This is a genomic window from Methanooceanicella nereidis, from assembly GCF_021023085.1.
In the GTDB taxonomy this organism is placed as follows: Archaea; Halobacteriota; Methanocellia; order Methanocellales; family Methanocellaceae; genus Methanooceanicella; species Methanooceanicella nereidis.
Genome location: NZ_PGCK01000007.1, coordinates 150,426 through 167,785, shown reverse-complemented (window position 1 = coordinate 167,785; position 17,360 = coordinate 150,426). Strand labels below are relative to the sequence as shown.

Here is a 17,360-nt window from a genome sequence, read left to right as displayed (position 1 = left end):
TTTCAAATCGCTAAATAATATGAGCATATTATTTAATATTTCTAGTCAATCATATTGAAGATATAAATGTATTATAACAAGACTAAAGAGGAATTATTCGAGGCATTAAGATCAAGCGATAAAGGGCTCACTAATGAAGAAGTAAAAGCCCGGCTAGAAAAATACGGGTTTAACGCGCTTGAAAAAGAGAAAGGCCTTAATATACCGGGAATGGTACTTCATCAGTTCACGGACCCTCTTATCTATATACTTATCATAGCGGCAATTATCACGACCATACTGAAGGACTGGGTGGATACTGGCGTAATACTGGCCGTTGTGATCCTTAACGCTATCATAGGCTTTATTCAGGAATATAAGGCCGAGAACGCGATAAGGGCTTTAAAGACATTGACATCTCCCAAAGCACAGGTAATACGTAATGGGATCGTTGAGGAGGTGGACAGTGAGACTCTGGTCCCGGGGGATATCGTGCTGCTGGCTTCGGGAACAAAAGTCCCGGCAGATATACGGCTGTTCGAGACTATACGGCTGGAGATAGATGAGGCTGCATTGACCGGAGAATCCCTGGGAGTAAAAAAAATTTCAGAACCTGTTGACAAAAAAGAAACAGGCCCGGGAGAAGCTAAAAATAAGGCTTTTTTGGGAACCCTGGTATTATCCGGCAGAGGTAAAGGCATAGTGATCGCGACAGGCCAGAACACACAACTGGGTAAAATTTCCCACGAAGTAGGGATCATTAAAGCCGCTCCGACGCCTCTTCAGATCCAGCTTGACAATATGAGTAAAAAGATAGGCTTAGCGATCGTTGTCATTTCAATAATATCAATAGCATTGGGTGTATGGATAGGTGAAAGCCTATACGACATGTTACTTACCGGTATCGCCCTGGCCGTCGGAGCCATACCTGAAGGGCTACCGGTAGTAGTCACTATCACTCTAGCCATCGGGGTCGGAAAGATGGCGCAAAGGAATGCGATCATTAGAAAACTTCCTGCTGTAGAGACACTCGGAAGCACCACGGTCATAGCTTCGGATAAAACCGGGACGATGACAAAAAACGAGATGACAGTCACTAAAATTTTTTCAGGAGACCGTTTCTATGATGTCACAGGCACTGGATACGTGCCAATAGGTGAGATCGTACCTGAAGACGGTAAAACAGAAGACATCAAAGATAACAAAGCGCTGATGATGTGCCTTATGGCAGGTTTACTAGCAAATGAATCGATGCTGGAACTTGAAGAGAGCACAGGCAATTATAAGCATAGGGGAGACCCGACAGAGATCTGCCTTATAACATCGGCAATGAAAGGCGGTCTTGAAGAGGGTAAAGTACTATTGGACTATACAAAACTGGACGAAATACCTTTTGAATCTGAAAGGCTTTACATGGCAAGCCTTCATAAACAGGAAAAAAAAGATGAGAACATAGCATTTATAAAAGGCGCCCCGGACAGAATATTAAAAATGTGTAATAGAATGATGGATCAGGATGGCGCTCATAAGGATTTTAACGAAGAAGATATCCAGGAGATCAATTCCGAACTTGGTTACCGGGGGTTGAGGATACTGGCTATGGCCTTTAAGACCTTCCCGAGAGAAGTTAAAGACATAGAGCCTAAAGATCTCGAAGAAGGCGCTGTATTCCTCGGTCTTCAAGGAATGTATGACCCGCCGCGCGAAGAAGTATATGAAGCGATAAAACAGGCAAAAAGATCGGGCATAAGGGTAATTATGGTGACTGGCGATCACAAGGTCACGGCAATCACGATCGCTAAAAAACTGGAGATCATCGATGGGGAAAAATATGACGCCATAACAGGCGACCAGCTTGAGAAAATGCAGGACGAGGAATTATTCGATAGGCTTGAAACAGTATCCGTGTTCTCTCGAGTTTCCCCTCTGCATAAATTAAGGATAGTACAACAACTGATAAAAAGGGGGGAAGTGGTCGCGGTCACTGGCGACGGAGTCAACGATACCCCTGCGTTAAAAGCGGCACACATCGGGGTAGCGATGGGAAAGACAGGCACTGATGCGGCTAAAGAGACTTCGGAAATGATAATATCCGACGACAATTTTGCCAGTATTTTTGCGGCCGTGAAAGAAGGGCGAGTGGTTTTTGCGAATATCAGGAAGGTCACTTTATTCCTGTTATCCAGCGGAATGGGCCAGGTGATATTAATATTATTGAGCCTGGTACTGAGACTTCCTTTACCGCTCCTCCCGAGCCAGATAATATGGACAAACCTGGTCACTAACGGACTTCAGGATGTAGCCATGGCTTTTGAGCCGGCTGAAAAAGGTATCGAGATCGAGCCGCCCCGAAAAAAAAATGAACCTGTGATATCAAAACTGATGATAGAAAGGCTGCTAGTTATTGGGATAGTGCTTGCCATAGGGACTTTAGGTGTATTTTTATGGCAACTTAATACAGGTGCCAGTATCGATAAGGCCAGGACAATGGCATTTACGACCCTTGTATTATTCCAGCTTTTCAACGTCTTCAACATGAGATCTGAGACTACATCGGCGTTCCTGATGAACCCGTTGAACAATAAGTTCCTTTTCTTCAGTGTTATCGCGTCGATAATAGCTCAGATATCCGTATTATACTGGGAGCCGCTACAGTTCATTTTTAATACGGTACCACCGGACATGAATGATTGGGCAATGATCATACCGGTCACGCTCACGGTAATATTCGTGGTAGAGATAGATAAGGCGATACGCAATTTTCTGGGAAAAGAAAAAAAATAAAATGATATGATTAAACCTGACCTGGAAAAATCTGCCTATTACCGCAAAAAAATTTCCCGAGAATAATATCCGTATAAACAAAGAATGATAGATAATGGGAAATCGATCTTATGATATTTCAAATTCTCTTGTAATACGTGAGAACGACCTGACTTTAATAACTTTACCGAATGGTGACATCCCGGTAGATAAAGACCAGGGGTATGGCCTTTATTATCATGATTGCCGTTTTTTAAGCGGTTTTACTTTAAAAGTGAACGATCAACAGCTAACTAATATACTATCCAGTGATGAAAAAGACTATGCTTCTACAATAATGGCCACAAACCACTATCTGATCGATAATAATGATGCAGAGATCCCGGAAAACACCATCACTATACGTCGGGAAAGAAATATACCGGGATTCTTGAACGAAAAGATAACGATAAAAAACTATAATGAATTCGAAGTAACTTTAAGCGTTCAGCTTCATTTTGAATCCGATTTTAAGGATATTTTTACTGTAAGGGGTATTGAAAAAGGCCCGGATGGTCATATGTTGCCATATGAGTGCAAAAACGGAGAACTCAGATTAGCATATTCCGGAAAGGACGGTATAATACGGAAAACAATAATATCATTCTTAAAAGAGCCTGACTCCGTCATAGAATGTTCACCGGAGTACAGGCTTTTTATCCCTCCCGGTAAAGAAGATGAAATATCCTTTATAATTAATGTGAATGATGGGAGCGGTAATGATGAAAACATCATCAACGATGACTTAGTAAAAAAAAGGATCGATAATATACGAGAATCTTATCATAATATGAGATCCTTATGTAAGGATTTCCAGACAGATAACCAGATATTCAATAGTGTTTTTAAAAGGTGCATGGCAGACCTCAGGTTGCTGAATATGAGTATTGAAGGGCAGGTCTTTTATTCGGGGGGCATCCCCTGGTATGATACGCTTTTTGGACGAGATAGTATCATATCGGCCATACAATCCATGCCATACGAATTTAATATAGCAAAAAGCACACTAAGATTGCTTGCTCTATATAGAGGAAAATGTCTCGACGACTGGAGAGACGAAGAACCCGGTAAGATCTTACATGAATTGCGGAGAGGAGAAAAATCAAGACTTAACAGGATACCGAATACTCCCTATTATGGCAGCGCGGATTCCACACCGCTATATTTGATACTATTATCGGAATATATCAATTGGACAGGAGATACAGGGATATTATATGAGCTGATCGAAACGATCGAATCAGCCATAACATGGATGGATAAGTACTCTGACATGAAGGACCTGGGATTCGCCTCATATTATTGTAGATCGGAAAAAGGGCTTTACAATCAAAGCTGGAAAGACTCTTTTGATTCAATTAGCAGAAAGGACGGGACGATCGCAAAAGCGCCTATAGCCACGGTTGAACTTCAAGGATATATGTATCTTGCAAAAAAGCGCATATCAAAACTATTTAAACAGATCGGCAGAAAGCATGATGCGATAAGGCTCGAGAAAGATGCTGAAAAACTAAAAAAGGATTTTAATCGCAGTTTTTGGGTAAAAGAGAACGATTATTATGCCCTTGCCATAGATAAGGAAGGCATTTGCGAAGTGACAGCATCAAATCCGGCACAATGTTTATGGTGTGGCATCGTAGAGGGCAGAAAAGCAGAAAGGATAGTAAACAGGATCTTTCAGGAAGATATGTTTTCAGGTTGGGGCATAAGGACGATGTCCAGCCATGAAAAACGATATAATCCTCTGGGGTATCATAATGGAACGATCTGGCCTCATGATAATTCAATAATCGCAATGGGCCTTAGTAAGTATGGTTTTAAAAATGAGGCACTTACTCTATTCAACGGCCTTTTTGAGGCCGCAAGTTTTCAGCCTAGATACAGGCTTCCCGAGCTATTTGGCGGGTATGAGAGAGAAAAATACAGTATACCGACAAAATATCCGGTAGCGTGCAGCCCGCAAGCATGGTCTTCGGGATCGATACCATATATGCTGATATCTTCTTTAGGGCTCGTACCGGATGCCTTGAATAATAGCCTTTCGATGATAAAGCCTGAATTACCGGTATGGCTCGATCATGTAAAGATAAATAACTTGAAGGTCGGTAAAGCCATGACCGATCTCGAATTTAAAAAAGTGAATGATAGCACTTTTGTCAATGTCATTGGTAAGAAAGGAGAACTTGACATACATGTATATTATTAGCAGGTAAGAATGGTGCCCGACTCTCGTGATAGGATATGCCGTATGATATAAATGATCTGGTAAAAACCATTAAAACACATAAAACATGTATTGTAATAGGTAAAAACGATACGGGAAAATCCACGCTCATAAAAAAAGTTTCAGAATCAGTAAGCATATCGGTCATAGACTCCGATATAGGGCAGAGTGACATCGGTCCGCCTTCGGTGGTATCGCTGGGGGAAAGAGATAACGATAAGTATTCCATGATAGACGGCTATTTTTGTGGTTCTACGTCTCCATCCGGACATTTATTACAAATGGTGACCGGAGTTGCAAAGATGATGAGAAAGGTAAGAGATTTACCGGTTATGATAAACACTACCGGGCTGGCGACAGGAAGTTATGGCATAGCACTGAAGACCGAGAAGATAAATGCCGTGATGCCCGATCTTTTGATCGCACTGGAATATGATAATGAGCTTAAATACCTGGATAGTTATAAAAGAATTGGAATAAAGGTATTGCGCTATCCGGTCTCGAATGAGACAAGGCAAAAAACCAGATCTGAAAGGGCTTACTTGAGGCAAAGAGCGTTTAGGGAACATTTTAAAGGATATTCTTTATCGGAGCATTATTTTAAGGATATATCATTCCAGCGAACGATATTAAATAATGGCACTATAGTGGACAGATCATATATTACGGTGAACAAAGATAAGATCATCCACGCGGAGAAAAATGATACCGATGCGCTGGTCATTGCGGAAGAAAAGATCGAGAATATTGCAGCACTTAAGAAAAGTTTAGAAGTAAGATCGTTGAACATTTATCATCCGGATGATTTCGCAGGATTGATCATTGGATTAATAGGCACTTCGGGAGAATTCCTGGGCCTTGGATTAATAAAGGATATCGATATTATAAATAAGAAAATTTCTATTTACTCAAGCACGGATAAGTTCGTAATAGCCCAGTTTGGCACCCATAAATTGAACTTGAATAATTTCAAGGATAAAGGTACTTTAAAGCCAGAGCGATATTGAGACTATAGAAGCATAATTTAATTTTATTTATTCAGATATCCTTTTTTAACTGAATCATCTATAAGAAAAACCGCAAGTTCCCATAACTCCGCTGAAAAATCCTTTAGCGGTACATTTCTTTTTATCACTTTATCCCTGGTAACGCCATGCTCCCGCCAGGTCTTTCCTTGAGTAAAATAATTCTGGAGCAACGGTTGTAGCCGGTCCAGAGAAGCTGCGAACTTTGCCTCCGGCGTAGACATATTTTCAAATTCTTCCCAGAGTATTTTTAATTCTATTGCCTGATCCGAGGGCAGGATATTAAAAAGCCTTTTAGCAGCGGATCGTTCTCTTTCGATTTTTTCTTTCCAGGAGGTTTCGCCATAGGCAAAAGAGTCGCCGGCATCTATCTCGACGATATCATGTATAAGGCTCATTTTTACTGCCCTTAAAATATCAATATTTTTCATATCAGCGTATTCGGACAATATTACGACCATCAATGCAAGGTGCCAGGAATGCTCTACTGAGTTCTCTTTCCTGGAGTCGTTTATTAGATAGGATTGCCGGAATACGTTTTTGAGCTTATCTATCTCTACGATGAAATCGATCTGCTTTTTTAAACGTTCATCCATCAGATATCCATTTAAGATATGCCTGATATAAAATATAGGTTTTTAGTTTTTTACAGTGATTAAAAATTAGACTTCCTATATTAACGGCATCATGTTAATATCATCGTTCAGATCTATATACTCTGTAAACAGTATCTTTCCTGAGGGCATATCTTAGTATTCAAGAACGCATGTAAGCCCTTTATTATTGCATTCCGACAATGACATCTCATTTTCCAGCAAATATTTTTCATCGATAACCCTCTTACAGGCAGAGCGATAGAAGCTTAACGCCGATGTCACGTTACTTACACGTAATAAACAGGGATCATTTTTTATTATCGGGGATTGGATCGCTAACATTTGATCACCATAAAACTAATAAAAAGAAGAATAGAATAACATTTTTACAGTATACTATATAGTGATGGGTAAAATAGATAGTAATGATTTTAACTATAAATCTAATTGATCTTTCCTGAATAAAATATTTAGGTTAACATACAAAAATGGATAGTTCAATTTACGTTCAAAGATCATATTACGCTGGTATCATCATGCTTGAAGCAAGATACGGAGATATTGCTATCTCAACATATAAGACAAGACAAAAAGGCAGGATAGAAGAATATTATTTGTGCGAGCCTATCGGTTCTAAAGATGATGATGGCACTCCACTTAATTTAAACGGTCATAGGATAACCGGAATTAAAGCGATCTATCGCAGAGACATTAATAAAACCCCGGTAACGGCTGATGATAAGATATCCATAAGATATGATCCCGATAAAGATCTGAACAGTGAAGAGCTAATAGGTTCTATTCTGCAAAAATATGGTCCCGGTAAATTATTAAAGCCAGAACTATGCGAAGGATTATGCAGGTTACGAAGTCTAAATAATGTTTAAAATAATTATTTAAGCCATGATTTCAATATTATGTACAATATCATCAATACGATCTCGAACGTTTCGACAGAATTTAGAAGTTGTCTGATATGCCTGCGGATAAAAAAGAACCAGAGATAAAAATGGAACAGCAGATCATCGGTTTTAGCGATGAGATAGATAAAATATGGAAAGCCTTAAATACGCTCGAGACCGGAAGAAAGACGAACATAGCAATAATATCCGAGCCATATGCAGGTAAGACGACTCTTATAAACGAAATAGAAAGGCTTTCTATTAAAAAAATAACAAAAATATCGTTAACGAAGATCGTTAAAAATAAAGAAGAGCTGTCAGCACTTGACAATTCTGAGCCGATAGTATTGATCGATGATTGCCAGTACCTTTATATGAGAAAGATCGGCGGATTCGACGTACTGGAATATTTTTTAGACCGTGTTGTTGATCCCGATAAAATATTCATAACTACGTGGAACATTTTTTCATGGAACTATCTTAACGAGATATACCAGCTGGACCATTACTTCCCCGTGGTAATAAAAGTGCCAAAGTTCTCGCAGGATATGATAAAACAGCTGATCATGTCCAGATACCAGCCTGACGAGGTCAAGTTCATAGAAGATGTGGAAGCTCGAAATAAACCCCTCATTCATTTTTATATGAAAAATGTTAAGATCGGGCCTTTTACTATAGATATGCCCATACCTGAGATCAACTATAAAAATTTTGAGGGCTTATACCGTAAAAAAGAAATCGTCGCACCTGAAGATGTCGTATTCAAAAAAACATACAACGTCTCTTTCGGGAATCCGGGCACAGCCGTGGTCATATGGAACAGGAGCCTGGAAGCGACGACAATTAAGTCAAGTAAGATCGAAGAGCCGATATTCAATATTGACATAGATTATTCTGAGTCGTTCATATTAAGCATAATATTATCAATGAAGACTGTAAGCAGAGAAGACCTGAAAGGTATAGCAGGGAGCAGAGAGGACATAGATAAGATCCTGTACAGGCTGATGACACAGGGGCTTATTACGCAGGATAAAGATACATATTCCATAACGTCGGAAGCACTTTACAGTATCGTAGCTTATCTCAGAAAAAGCAGGCAGGTGATCTAAATGGAAGAAGACCTGCTTCAAAAGCTCTTATCCCAGATCTCTTATGATAAGATAATTTTTGCCATAGTCGTAATTATCCTAGCTTACTTGATAACCAGGCTTATTACCTTTACATTCTCCCGTTTCTCAGAAAAGCTCGGATACTACAGGATCACTATCAAGATGATCATACCGCTGTTAAAGTTCGTCGTATGGACCGTTTCGTTAATGATAATTTTCGGTATGACATTTGAACTTTCATCGAGCGAAATACTTGCATTCTCAGGATTGCTGGGTGCGGCTCTTGGTTTTGGGCTTAAGGACGTCTTTGCCAGTATAATCGGCGGCATTGTCATCACTATAGAAAAACCATTCAACATCGGAGATAAAATCAGATATAAGGACTATTACGGCGAGGTCACAGACATCGGCTTGAGAGCTACGAAGATGATCACACCCTTCGGGGATAAAGTCACGCTGCCGAACTACTTGATATTCCAGGACGCAATCGCCAGCGCGAACGCCGGGGACATAGAGATGCTCGTCATCATAGACATATTCGTCGATTCCCGCTCCGATTATCAGCTTGCTATGAAGATCTTCGAAGAAGCCGTGATCACGTCAAAATATTTCTTTATCAATAAAGACCATCCGTATGTCATTCTTTTACAGGATTTCCCGTTCTATAAGCGTATAAGGGCTAAGGCATACGTGCATGACCTCAGGAAAGAGTTTGATTACATGTCGGACGTTACGTCACGCGTATGGAAAGAGTTTGAAAAATATGATATCCGCCCACCTGAGCCGGGAGTCATCGAACAGGTATCCGGGCAGGAAAGCACATACTCGAAACATTCGCTGGCATGATATATCAAACCGGGATATGTGATGATCAGATATCCTTGATAATAGGATTTGTATTGGATCTAGTATTACATATGTAAAAACTCTTATATTCACCACATAGCGCACAAAGGAACACAAGGGTACACTAACTCTCACCACAAAGCGCACAAAGGAGAATAAGGAACACTAACTCTCACCACAAAGCGCACAAAGGAACACAAGGGTACACAAAGGACTTTTTTATAAGAATAGCATATACTTAAAAAAATTTTGTGAACCTTATTCGCCTTCGTGCGCTTCGTGGTGAAAAATAGTGGACCTTCGAGCACTTCGTGCTCTGTTCCTCAGTTAAATTATTACAGGATCATTCCGCTTCCGCCGCAACCGGTTCCGAGCCCGCGCCCAGAATTATTCTCACTTTTTTGATCCTGTTCTTATCGACGCCTTCGACCGTAAAGACAATATTTTCCTTTTCTAACTTTTCTCCAGCCTGAGGCAGCCTTCCGAACTCGCCGATGAGGTACCCGCCTATGGAATCATAGTATTCCGACTCGATATTGACGTTCAGTATCTCATTGAAAGTGTCTATCTTGGTGCTGCCGTCGACGAGATATTCGCCCTCTTTTATCTCCTCTATCTCGTTCACCTGAATATCGTACTCATCCTGGATCTCGCCCACGATCTCTTCAATCAGGTCCTCTATCGTCACAATTCCTGCGGTGCCGCCGTATTCATCCAGCACTACGGCCATGTGTACCCTGAACTTTTTCATATCGCTGAATACTTCGGATATTTTCTTGAACTCGAAAGTATAGTAGGGCTTCCTCATATATTTTTTAATATCGAAAGTCTCCTTTGATTCCTTTGAGAAAAAGAAGTCCTTTACGTTCAGGATACCTACGATATTATCCATTCTTTGCTTGTAGATGGGATAACGCGAGTATTGTTCAGTCTTCAGTATCTCGGTAACTTCATCGAATGTGGAATTGATATTGATAGCCACTATATCCGTTCTCTGGATCATGACGTCTTTTACATGAAGGTCGCCAAATTCGAAGACATTTTGAATCATGCTTTTTTCATCGACCTCAAGCACTCCTTCTTCATGGCTGACATTTACCAGCGTCTTGAGCTCTTCTTCAGTGATTATCGGAGCGTTTTTATCCCTCTTTCCGCCAAGAAGGTTGATCAATCCGTTCGTACCGTAGTTGAATATTGCCACTATCGGGCTAAGTACCCAGACTATGATAGATACGGGCTTTATCACCAGCAGCGATATTTTTTCAGAATATTGTATCGCAAGCGCTTTAGGAGTTATTTCGCCAAACACGAGTACGAGCAGCGTCATTACTCCCATGGCGATGCCTACGCCCGTATCACCAAAGAACTCTATGGCAAGGGATGTGGCCAGGGCTGAAGCGCTGATATTGACTATATTGTTGCCTATCAGTATGGTGCTTAACAGTTTACCGGGCTCTTCCAGTAATTTTTGAATGCGGTCCGCGTTTTTTACCTTCTCGTCCACCATATGCCTGAGACGAATTTTATTAATTGACGTAAGGGCGGTTTCAGACGATGAAAAGAACCCTGACAATAACAAAAGAATTCCCAACAATATCAGTTGAAGGGTTATACCAAAATCCAAATTATATCCATCCTACAAGATATCAATAATACGTTAGAGCTTTTGATAAAATGCTTTTAGATAATATGATATCACTAATCACTATGATCTTTATTCCTATCAGTTTGTTGCATCAACAATTATATCCGTATTATATAAATTTTTTCCCTAATAATCTAATAAGGGGTTTTGATCAGATCAATATTGTATGTATCAGTTTTATAAACTATTATTATGCGAGCATTTTCTAAACCACCGTCAGTAAAGAATTTGCATAATGAGCAGGGTTTACTAATAATTTCTATTGATAATATACAATAAGCCACTCAGGTAGATAGTCGATTAGAATTGTGAGACCGTATGTTAAGATCAATTAAGTAATTGTGGTATCAATATAAACCTAATTTTTCCTATTAATATATTTAATCCGAATATTTGTAAAACTTAAAATATAATTTTTTCGATATATCACGCTCTAACGTAAAATTCTTATCATCAGAGAATAAATAACCCCTGAATCGCTTATTAAATGCGGGGGTATTGAGTGTCTACTGAATCGAATAATCCGGACATACTCCGGACTTTCATATATACAAATTACACGGATACGATAAAATACGCTGTCGACCTTGATGATAATTTAATCAACAACCCGTCACAGGCAATTAACGAGTTCCGTAAATTTTACAAGAATTTTATTATCCTCTATCTTGTCACAAATAATTTCCTTGGCGATAAAAGGACTAAAGATGAGGAATTAAGTAAGCTATTTGAAAATATCGAGGCCTGGATCGGTAAAATAAAGATGGGGAAATACAACAATCCTAAAACATATCTTGACCCGATAAGCAAAGACATCAAACTGGAAGGCAATAACAACATGGAAAATGCGATAATGTTAATGCATGAAGGCATTATACTCTTCAACGATTACTCAAACCAGTTGATCAAGAACATGATAATAAAAATAGATTAATAAATGCATGAAATGGGGATATTAAAAAATATCCACCACTGTAGCACATTTATTTATATGCCATATGCTTTCGCGCGCTGTCTCGCTGACGATATAATTATCATCTTCAAGTTTTTTGTTTAATGCGTCAAGTGCCTTTTTACTTCCGATCTGGCCGAGAACTTCGGCTGCATATGCCCGGACTTCCCACTTTTTATCGTCGAGGGCATTGATCAAAGGATCTACCGCAGGTTCCCCTATATTTATTAAGGCCTGGGTGATCTTTACTCTTAAGGGACTTATTCTTTTGGTCTTTATGAGATTTAATAGTCCCTCCACATCGTTTTCATTTTCCATTTTTTGTATGTCTGGTTCTTCGAATATTTTTAGTAGATCTAGCAAGCTCATTGAATATACCCCCCGATATATTCCAATATGTAAATTAATAATAATACATCATAAAATTTTTCATTCAAAATTAATTTTTTGATAATTTGACATTATAATAATAAATATATTTTTTAACAATTAGATAAAAGTCTTTTACAATTATATTGATTAAATTTGTGTTAAACTTTGTATTAAAAATAGAAAATAATGTATCAATAATTTTTTATATGCAAGTTAATTAATATATTAAACATCAAAATTTATTAGAATTTAATATGATGTTTAATTTTATATAAAAAAATAAATTTAATGTAAAAATAATATGCTTAAGATTAGCAAAAAAGATTAAAACAAATTAAAAATAATTTTTATTAATTCATGCTTACAAGATCATCCAGTCCGAAAACACCGTTATCGACCAGTTTTTCTTTCAACCTGTGAAGCTCTGTGATCTCTTTTTCCATGTTCCCGGCATTAATGGATACCCAGTGTACGGAATCAGGAATATAGAACTCATATACCGGGAAATTACCATCCCATGCTTCTCCCAGCCTGGGCAGAGGTACTGTGCCGACGATCCGGAGATTCGAGAAACCCACTTTACCCATCTTATCGGCGATCTTAAGTAAACGATCGTCGGGTATGGCTATTCCGGCAGTCTGCAAATATTCTTTCCATGGCATGAACCTGGGTATGATATCCTCAATACGATCCACCGGCATGACACGTATCAGCCTGTTCTGGCCTATTGACTTTAATGTCGGCACTGGCTCATACAGGACCGCGAAATCCTGTTCCGGCGAAGTGAATATTTTACAGCCATCGACGTCGCTGGCGATCAATTCCGCCATCTTCCTGTCGCGAAGCTTTTTAAAATAATTTCTCTGAGGTATGGCCTTAGCGATCTTTCCGCCTTCCTCCGCCATCATCTCCGCGAACTTTTCCGGAGAGTTCTTCCCCCCTTTCTCAACAAAGAAACCGAAGGCGGGTGAAGCACACATATACCCTTCATATCCTATGCCGTCTATAGCAGCCAGCCCTGCGACTTCCCTCGTGGCCATCTCCCCGGCGATCAGGTCAACGCCGAATTTTCCGCCGTGGTAGCAGCCTTTAATGTTATACCCCTCTTTATTTAGCCGGTCTATCCTTTGCTTTACGGACAATGCGGTATCTGTGCCCGAGACCACGCTCACTACGTCGGAATTTCTAAAGATAGTGTCTTCGATCTTTTCATCGCCGCCTTTCCAGGGAATGACAGTTATCGTCTCACCAAGGATGGGGCTGGCCTCCGAGACCGATTCCGCGAACAGCGGGGCGAACAATGGCTGCACGGTAGGAGTTTTTATTAGCACTGACGCTTTAACGATATTGCCGAGGAATATCCCGAGGCTTTCGATAAAGCCGGGGACATTTGAGGGAGTGATGTAAGTCACTAGCCTTATGTCCTTTTTATTCTCCGCATATTTTTTAAGATTAAGCTTATCGAACATGCCGGCATATGCCCGTAAATAAGTGTCTGTCGGCTTAATGTTCACAAAATCCTTAAAAATATCCTCATTAAGCTTGAGATCTGACAGGAATTTTATGGTCTTGTTATTGATCTTATATATCGACCTGAACTGGAAATATTCTATCAGTTCCGGCGAAAGGCCTGTAAGCTCGGGCAAATACTGCAGAGCGGCCTTCTTTTTATCGTAGTCGTTATTCTTCCATTTTTGAGATACATTATCGTAGATATCAGCTATCTCCTCAGCGGACATAGCGGATATTTTTTCCCGGTTTTCTTTCAACCCGCTAACAATTTTCTTTATTTGTTCGGGATTTACCCTTGGGACAAGTATCACGGCGTCCTCGAGCTTTCTTTCCTCGATTTCCAGGCTCTTTTCAACATCTTCGAGAGAACCGGGGAGATAGTAACCTTTGAACTCTTTTACCATTATGCGCCACCCACCGTCTTTGACAGGACCCCTGCACACCCTCTGCCTTCCGTCAACGGCGCCCTTCCGATACCGGAGACCACTGGAGTCTTCTTATCACATGCGCTGCATCCGTCATAGTCCACCGTTATCTTATCCCCTGTCATTATGAACCCGGGGAAAGACCTGCTGGAAGCTTCCAGGAAACCATAATAGCCGGTAACTTTACCCTTCGGCTCTATGGGCTCCATATGATCGTCAAATAGTACGACTTCCATCCATGGTGGAATGTGTTTGTTATTCCCTTCCATACATTCGACCATGATGGAATTGGACTCGGTCATGCCATAGAGGTCAATATAGCGGTTCTCATCCACGCCAAAGGCCTCTTTAATGAGCCTGTTCATATCGTCCCTGCTCGTGACCTTTCTGCCCTTGAATCCTCCTGTAGACGCCAGTATGCTGTCCTGGGATAATTTTGCGTCAAGGCCGTTATCGAGGACGTATCTAGCCGTATTGACTATCAGGAATGGCGGTGCCATGAATATTACGCGTTCGTTTTTTCTCTTTAAAAGCTCGCCGGCAAGACCGCTCACCGCATTATTTTCCATTCCCGGCATCATCCTTTTTATCAATTCGTTCATCGCATATTCTTTCGGACTTCGGGGGCCTCTCATCCTTATCCTAACGATGTCCGACTTTAGCTCTTTCATCGCAAAAAAAATATTACCGGGGGAAAGGTCCTCTGCCGTAGTACGCCCGTTGAACCCGACCTGAAGGAAAGTCTTTCCGGGTATACCGAGCACAAAATGGTCCTTTCCCTTATTGATCTTGACCGTAGCGTCAACGGCTTCGACGTACGACCTTACTATCATTGACCTGGTAAATCCATCCCTGGGGAGGAATGTCAGTTTTCCCGAAGTTCCGCTGCTATATCCGAGGAACATCCCGTTCCTGTCGTACTCTTCCAGCATCTCTTCAAGGCTATTTGTCTTTTTAGGGATAAAATCGGTTTTTATAGAGGCAATGCCGTCGACCCATTTCTTGAACTTTAAAGGCTCTTTCTCAGGATTTTCCAGCTCATAGGACTTAAAGACGCCGTCAGGTACGAGCAGGTCATGAAAATCTTTTGGCGAAACTTCTTCTGTGATCCCTTTTGCTTTACAGAACTTTCTGTAAAAAGCATTGTTCTCAAAATGATGCTTGTGGGACATCCGGATCGCCTTATTTCGCAATTCCCGTACCTCTTTCTGGTCCCTGTAATAATTATTTTGAGACACTAGTCCTTCGATAAGCGACTGGTCGAACATGTGAGCAGGCCTTCCTCTATTAATAAATTAAAAGATAATAGAGAACGACTTATTTTAATATTATGGTGAAAGGCCATAAAAAATAGGATCAGATATTAAAGATCATTTTCTTCTCTTACGTCTCTTTTTGGGCAGTATCCAGTAGATGACCAGTATGGCCAGTATTATCAAGGCCGCTAACACGATAATGTATACCAGCCTATCAAGTCCCGGAATGCGCTCTGTCAGAGGCGAAGGCGTTACAGGAGAAGGCTCTCCCGGAACAGTGCTGAAAATCGTTGAAGCGCCGGACTCATCAGTGACCTTATAGGTCGTGCCGTCCGTCGTGATGACGATGTCGCCATTAAGATCTGTCCTGTACACATTGGATCCTGCCGCATTCAGCCTGTCAAGAGTCTCCTGCGAGGGATGGCCATAATTATTCTCGCCGACCTCGATGACGCTGACGGCAGGCGTTACTTTAGAAAGGAATGCCTCGCCGGTAGCATAAGCGCTTCCATGATGCGCGACCTTTAAAACGTCGCTATCGAGGCTGACACCGGATGCCGCCATGTTCTTTTCAGCGTCGAAGCCCGCATCCCCGGTGAACAAGAACTTAACGTTCCCGAACGTCACTTTTAGCACTACGGAATTCTCGTTAAGGTCATCGGCAATATATGTCGACGGCGGGTTCAGGACCTCGACTTCCAGGTTTTGCCCGAATATGTACTTTTGGCCTCTTTCAGCCTGTACATAAGGAATGTCCTTTTGGTCTATGAGTGTCAGGAATTGCTCATATGTCCTTGTCGTATGTATCTGTCCGCTATCGAGTACCATTTTTACGGGAAACTCATTCATCACCTGTATGAGGCCGCCGATATGGTCCGAATGAGGGTGAGTGGCCACAAGGACGTCAATATCTTTTACGCCATGGCTTTTTAGATAGCCAGATACTTTTTCACCCTGGTCGATTGTGCCGCCGTCTATAAGCATTGTCCAGTCGCCCGAAATAAGTAATATCGATTCGCTCTGCCCGACATCGATGAAATGGACTGACAATTCCGATAGCGGAGCCTGCATATCTATTGCAGCAGGTGATGCCGCCGGAGTGGCCTGTATAGACAGCGGGCTCACGGCAGGCAGGCCGGAAATATCATCATAACGGGAGATGATGCTGCCAGAATTATCCTTCAGAGTAGCGATATCGCCGTCATTGTTCCAGACAGGCTCGCTAAAGCCCATGAATAGCTCGCGATCACTATCCTGACCTTTTCCCGTATAGACCGTTATAGTGGTCTCAGGGCCTATCGTAAACGGTGGAAAAGCGTATACATGCTTTTCTCCCTGGTCGGACAGTTTCCAGCCTTCCATCGGTATGGGTTCTTTACCCGTATTAACGATCCTTACCCATTCGCCGTTAAGGTTCGTAATATCGTTCCCGGGAGCGTTAAAACATACTGAGCTTATGTAGACATTGGCGTTATCTTGGGCCGCGCCTAAAATATTAAAACATAAAGTAGCTAACAGGACCAGGGTGATGAACACCATGATCAACTGCCTGAAGCAATGATATTTACGGACAGGCGATTTTTTCGTCACGCTCATGAATATACCGACTATTAATTTATAAAAACGCGAATAAATATTTTTATTGGTATAAAATAAATTCCAAATATATGCAAAATAATCCGGAAGTCCTTTTGGAATAATTCAAATATATGGGA

At 41.0% G+C, this 17,360-nt stretch carries 14 protein-coding genes; 7 read left to right on the top strand and 7 right to left on the bottom strand.

The features are described from left to right. Positions 1-66: 66 nt before the first annotated feature. From CUJ83_RS09850 to CUJ83_RS09840, 3 genes are all read left to right on the top strand, one after another. Positions 67-2,763 (top strand): cation-translocating P-type ATPase, encoded by a 2,697-nt coding sequence (locus CUJ83_RS09850; protein ID WP_230742136.1) that lies wholly within the window; start codon positions 67-69, stop codon positions 2,761-2,763. Between the two features lie 94 nt (positions 2,764-2,857). Further along, positions 2,858-4,987: an amylo-alpha-1,6-glucosidase gene (locus tag CUJ83_RS09845; protein WP_230742135.1), complete on the top strand. Its 2,130-nt coding sequence runs from the start codon at positions 2,858-2,860 to the stop codon at positions 4,985-4,987. Between the two features lie 35 nt (positions 4,988-5,022). After that, positions 5,023-6,012: a Clp1/GlmU family protein gene (locus CUJ83_RS09840; RefSeq protein ID WP_230742134.1), complete on the top strand. Its 990-nt coding sequence runs from the start codon at positions 5,023-5,025 to the stop codon at positions 6,010-6,012. A 23-nt stretch (positions 6,013-6,035) separates the two neighbouring features. Here CUJ83_RS09840 and CUJ83_RS09835 read toward each other — a convergent pair whose 3' ends face one another. Together CUJ83_RS09835 and CUJ83_RS09830 are read right to left on the bottom strand one after the other, a co-directional pair. Continuing rightward, positions 6,036-6,626, bottom strand: coding sequence for an HD domain-containing protein (locus CUJ83_RS09835; RefSeq protein WP_230742133.1), 591 nt, complete (start codon positions 6,624-6,626; stop codon positions 6,036-6,038). Positions 6,627-6,779: 153 nt separating this feature from the next. Continuing rightward, positions 6,780-6,968, bottom strand: coding sequence for a hypothetical protein (locus tag CUJ83_RS09830; protein WP_230742132.1), 189 nt, complete (start codon positions 6,966-6,968; stop codon positions 6,780-6,782). A gap of 194 nt (positions 6,969-7,162) precedes the next feature. On the opposite strand from CUJ83_RS09830, the gene CUJ83_RS09825 reads away from it, so the two are divergent. The 3 genes from CUJ83_RS09825 to CUJ83_RS09815 all read left to right on the top strand — a co-directional run bounded on the left by CUJ83_RS09825 (position 7,163) and on the right by CUJ83_RS09815 (position 9,483). After that, entirely contained in the window at positions 7,163-7,513 is a 351-nt protein-coding gene (locus CUJ83_RS09825) for a hypothetical protein (RefSeq protein WP_230742131.1), read from the top strand. An 89-nt stretch (positions 7,514-7,602) separates the two neighbouring features. After that, the gene (locus CUJ83_RS09820) at positions 7,603-8,637 is read left to right on the top strand and encodes a hypothetical protein (protein ID WP_230742130.1); all 1,035 of its coding nucleotides are present in this window, start codon (positions 7,603-7,605) and stop codon (positions 8,635-8,637) included. Further along, a complete protein-coding gene (locus CUJ83_RS09815) occupies positions 8,638-9,483 on the top strand; it encodes a mechanosensitive ion channel family protein (RefSeq protein ID WP_230742129.1) in 846 nt (281 codons plus the stop codon). 343 nt (positions 9,484-9,826) lie between these two features. Here CUJ83_RS09815 and CUJ83_RS09810 read toward each other — a convergent pair whose 3' ends face one another. After that, entirely contained in the window at positions 9,827-11,107 is a 1,281-nt protein-coding gene (locus tag CUJ83_RS09810) for an HlyC/CorC family transporter (RefSeq protein ID WP_369424086.1), read from the bottom strand. A 523-nt stretch (positions 11,108-11,630) separates the two neighbouring features. Here CUJ83_RS09810 and CUJ83_RS09805 point away from each other — a divergent pair. Then, entirely contained in the window at positions 11,631-12,062 is a 432-nt protein-coding gene (locus CUJ83_RS09805; RefSeq protein WP_230742128.1) for a hypothetical protein, read from the top strand. Positions 12,063-12,083: 21 nt separating this feature from the next. On the opposite strand, the gene CUJ83_RS09800 is transcribed toward CUJ83_RS09805, so the two are convergent. From CUJ83_RS09800 to CUJ83_RS09785, 4 genes are all read right to left on the bottom strand, one after another. Further along, positions 12,084-12,449 (bottom strand): HEAT repeat domain-containing protein, encoded by a 366-nt coding sequence (locus CUJ83_RS09800; protein WP_230742127.1) that lies wholly within the window; start codon positions 12,447-12,449, stop codon positions 12,084-12,086. A gap of 353 nt (positions 12,450-12,802) precedes the next feature. Then, positions 12,803-14,368: an acyl-CoA reductase gene (locus tag CUJ83_RS09795; RefSeq protein WP_230742126.1), complete on the bottom strand. Its 1,566-nt coding sequence runs from the start codon at positions 14,366-14,368 to the stop codon at positions 12,803-12,805. Further along, positions 14,368-15,657 carry a LuxE/PaaK family acyltransferase gene (locus tag CUJ83_RS09790; RefSeq protein WP_230742125.1) on the bottom strand — a complete coding sequence of 430 codons (1,290 nt, stop codon included), beginning with the start codon at positions 15,655-15,657 and terminating at the stop codon, positions 14,368-14,370. The genes CUJ83_RS09795 and CUJ83_RS09790 overlap by 1 nt, the downstream gene beginning before the upstream one ends. 102 nt (positions 15,658-15,759) lie before the next feature. Continuing rightward, positions 15,760-17,241 (bottom strand): lamin tail domain-containing protein, encoded by a 1,482-nt coding sequence (locus CUJ83_RS09785; RefSeq protein ID WP_230742124.1) that lies wholly within the window; start codon positions 17,239-17,241, stop codon positions 15,760-15,762. Between the last annotated feature and the right edge of the window lie 119 nt (positions 17,242-17,360).

What these genes read in the sequence shown, in the direction of transcription:
- CUJ83_RS09825 (WP_230742131.1), top strand. Translation starts at nt 7,163, where the DNA reads ATGCTTGAAGCAAGATACGGAGATATTGCTATCTCAACATATAAGACA.
- CUJ83_RS09820 (WP_230742130.1), top strand. Translation starts at nt 7,603, where the DNA reads ATGCCTGCGGATAAAAAAGAACCAGAGATAAAAATGGAACAGCAGATC.
- CUJ83_RS09850 (WP_230742136.1), top strand. Translation starts at nt 67, where the DNA reads ATGTATTATAACAAGACTAAAGAGGAATTATTCGAGGCATTAAGATCA.
- CUJ83_RS09840 (WP_230742134.1), top strand. Translation starts at nt 5,023, where the DNA reads ATGCCGTATGATATAAATGATCTGGTAAAAACCATTAAAACACATAAA.
- CUJ83_RS09830 (WP_230742132.1), bottom strand. Translation starts at nt 6,968, where the DNA reads ATGTTAGCGATCCAATCCCCGATAATAAAAAATGATCCCTGTTTATTA.
- CUJ83_RS09835 (WP_230742133.1), bottom strand. Translation starts at nt 6,626, where the DNA reads ATGGATGAACGTTTAAAAAAGCAGATCGATTTCATCGTAGAGATAGAT.
- CUJ83_RS09785 (WP_230742124.1), bottom strand. Translation starts at nt 17,241, where the DNA reads ATGAGCGTGACGAAAAAATCGCCTGTCCGTAAATATCATTGCTTCAGG.
- CUJ83_RS09800 (WP_230742127.1), bottom strand. Translation starts at nt 12,449, where the DNA reads ATGAGCTTGCTAGATCTACTAAAAATATTCGAAGAACCAGACATACAA.
- CUJ83_RS09790 (WP_230742125.1), bottom strand. Translation starts at nt 15,657, where the DNA reads ATGTTCGACCAGTCGCTTATCGAAGGACTAGTGTCTCAAAATAATTAT.
- CUJ83_RS09795 (WP_230742126.1), bottom strand. Translation starts at nt 14,368, where the DNA reads ATGGTAAAAGAGTTCAAAGGTTACTATCTCCCCGGTTCTCTCGAAGAT.
- CUJ83_RS09845 (WP_230742135.1), top strand. Translation starts at nt 2,858, where the DNA reads ATGGGAAATCGATCTTATGATATTTCAAATTCTCTTGTAATACGTGAG.
- CUJ83_RS09815 (WP_230742129.1), top strand. Translation starts at nt 8,638, where the DNA reads ATGGAAGAAGACCTGCTTCAAAAGCTCTTATCCCAGATCTCTTATGAT.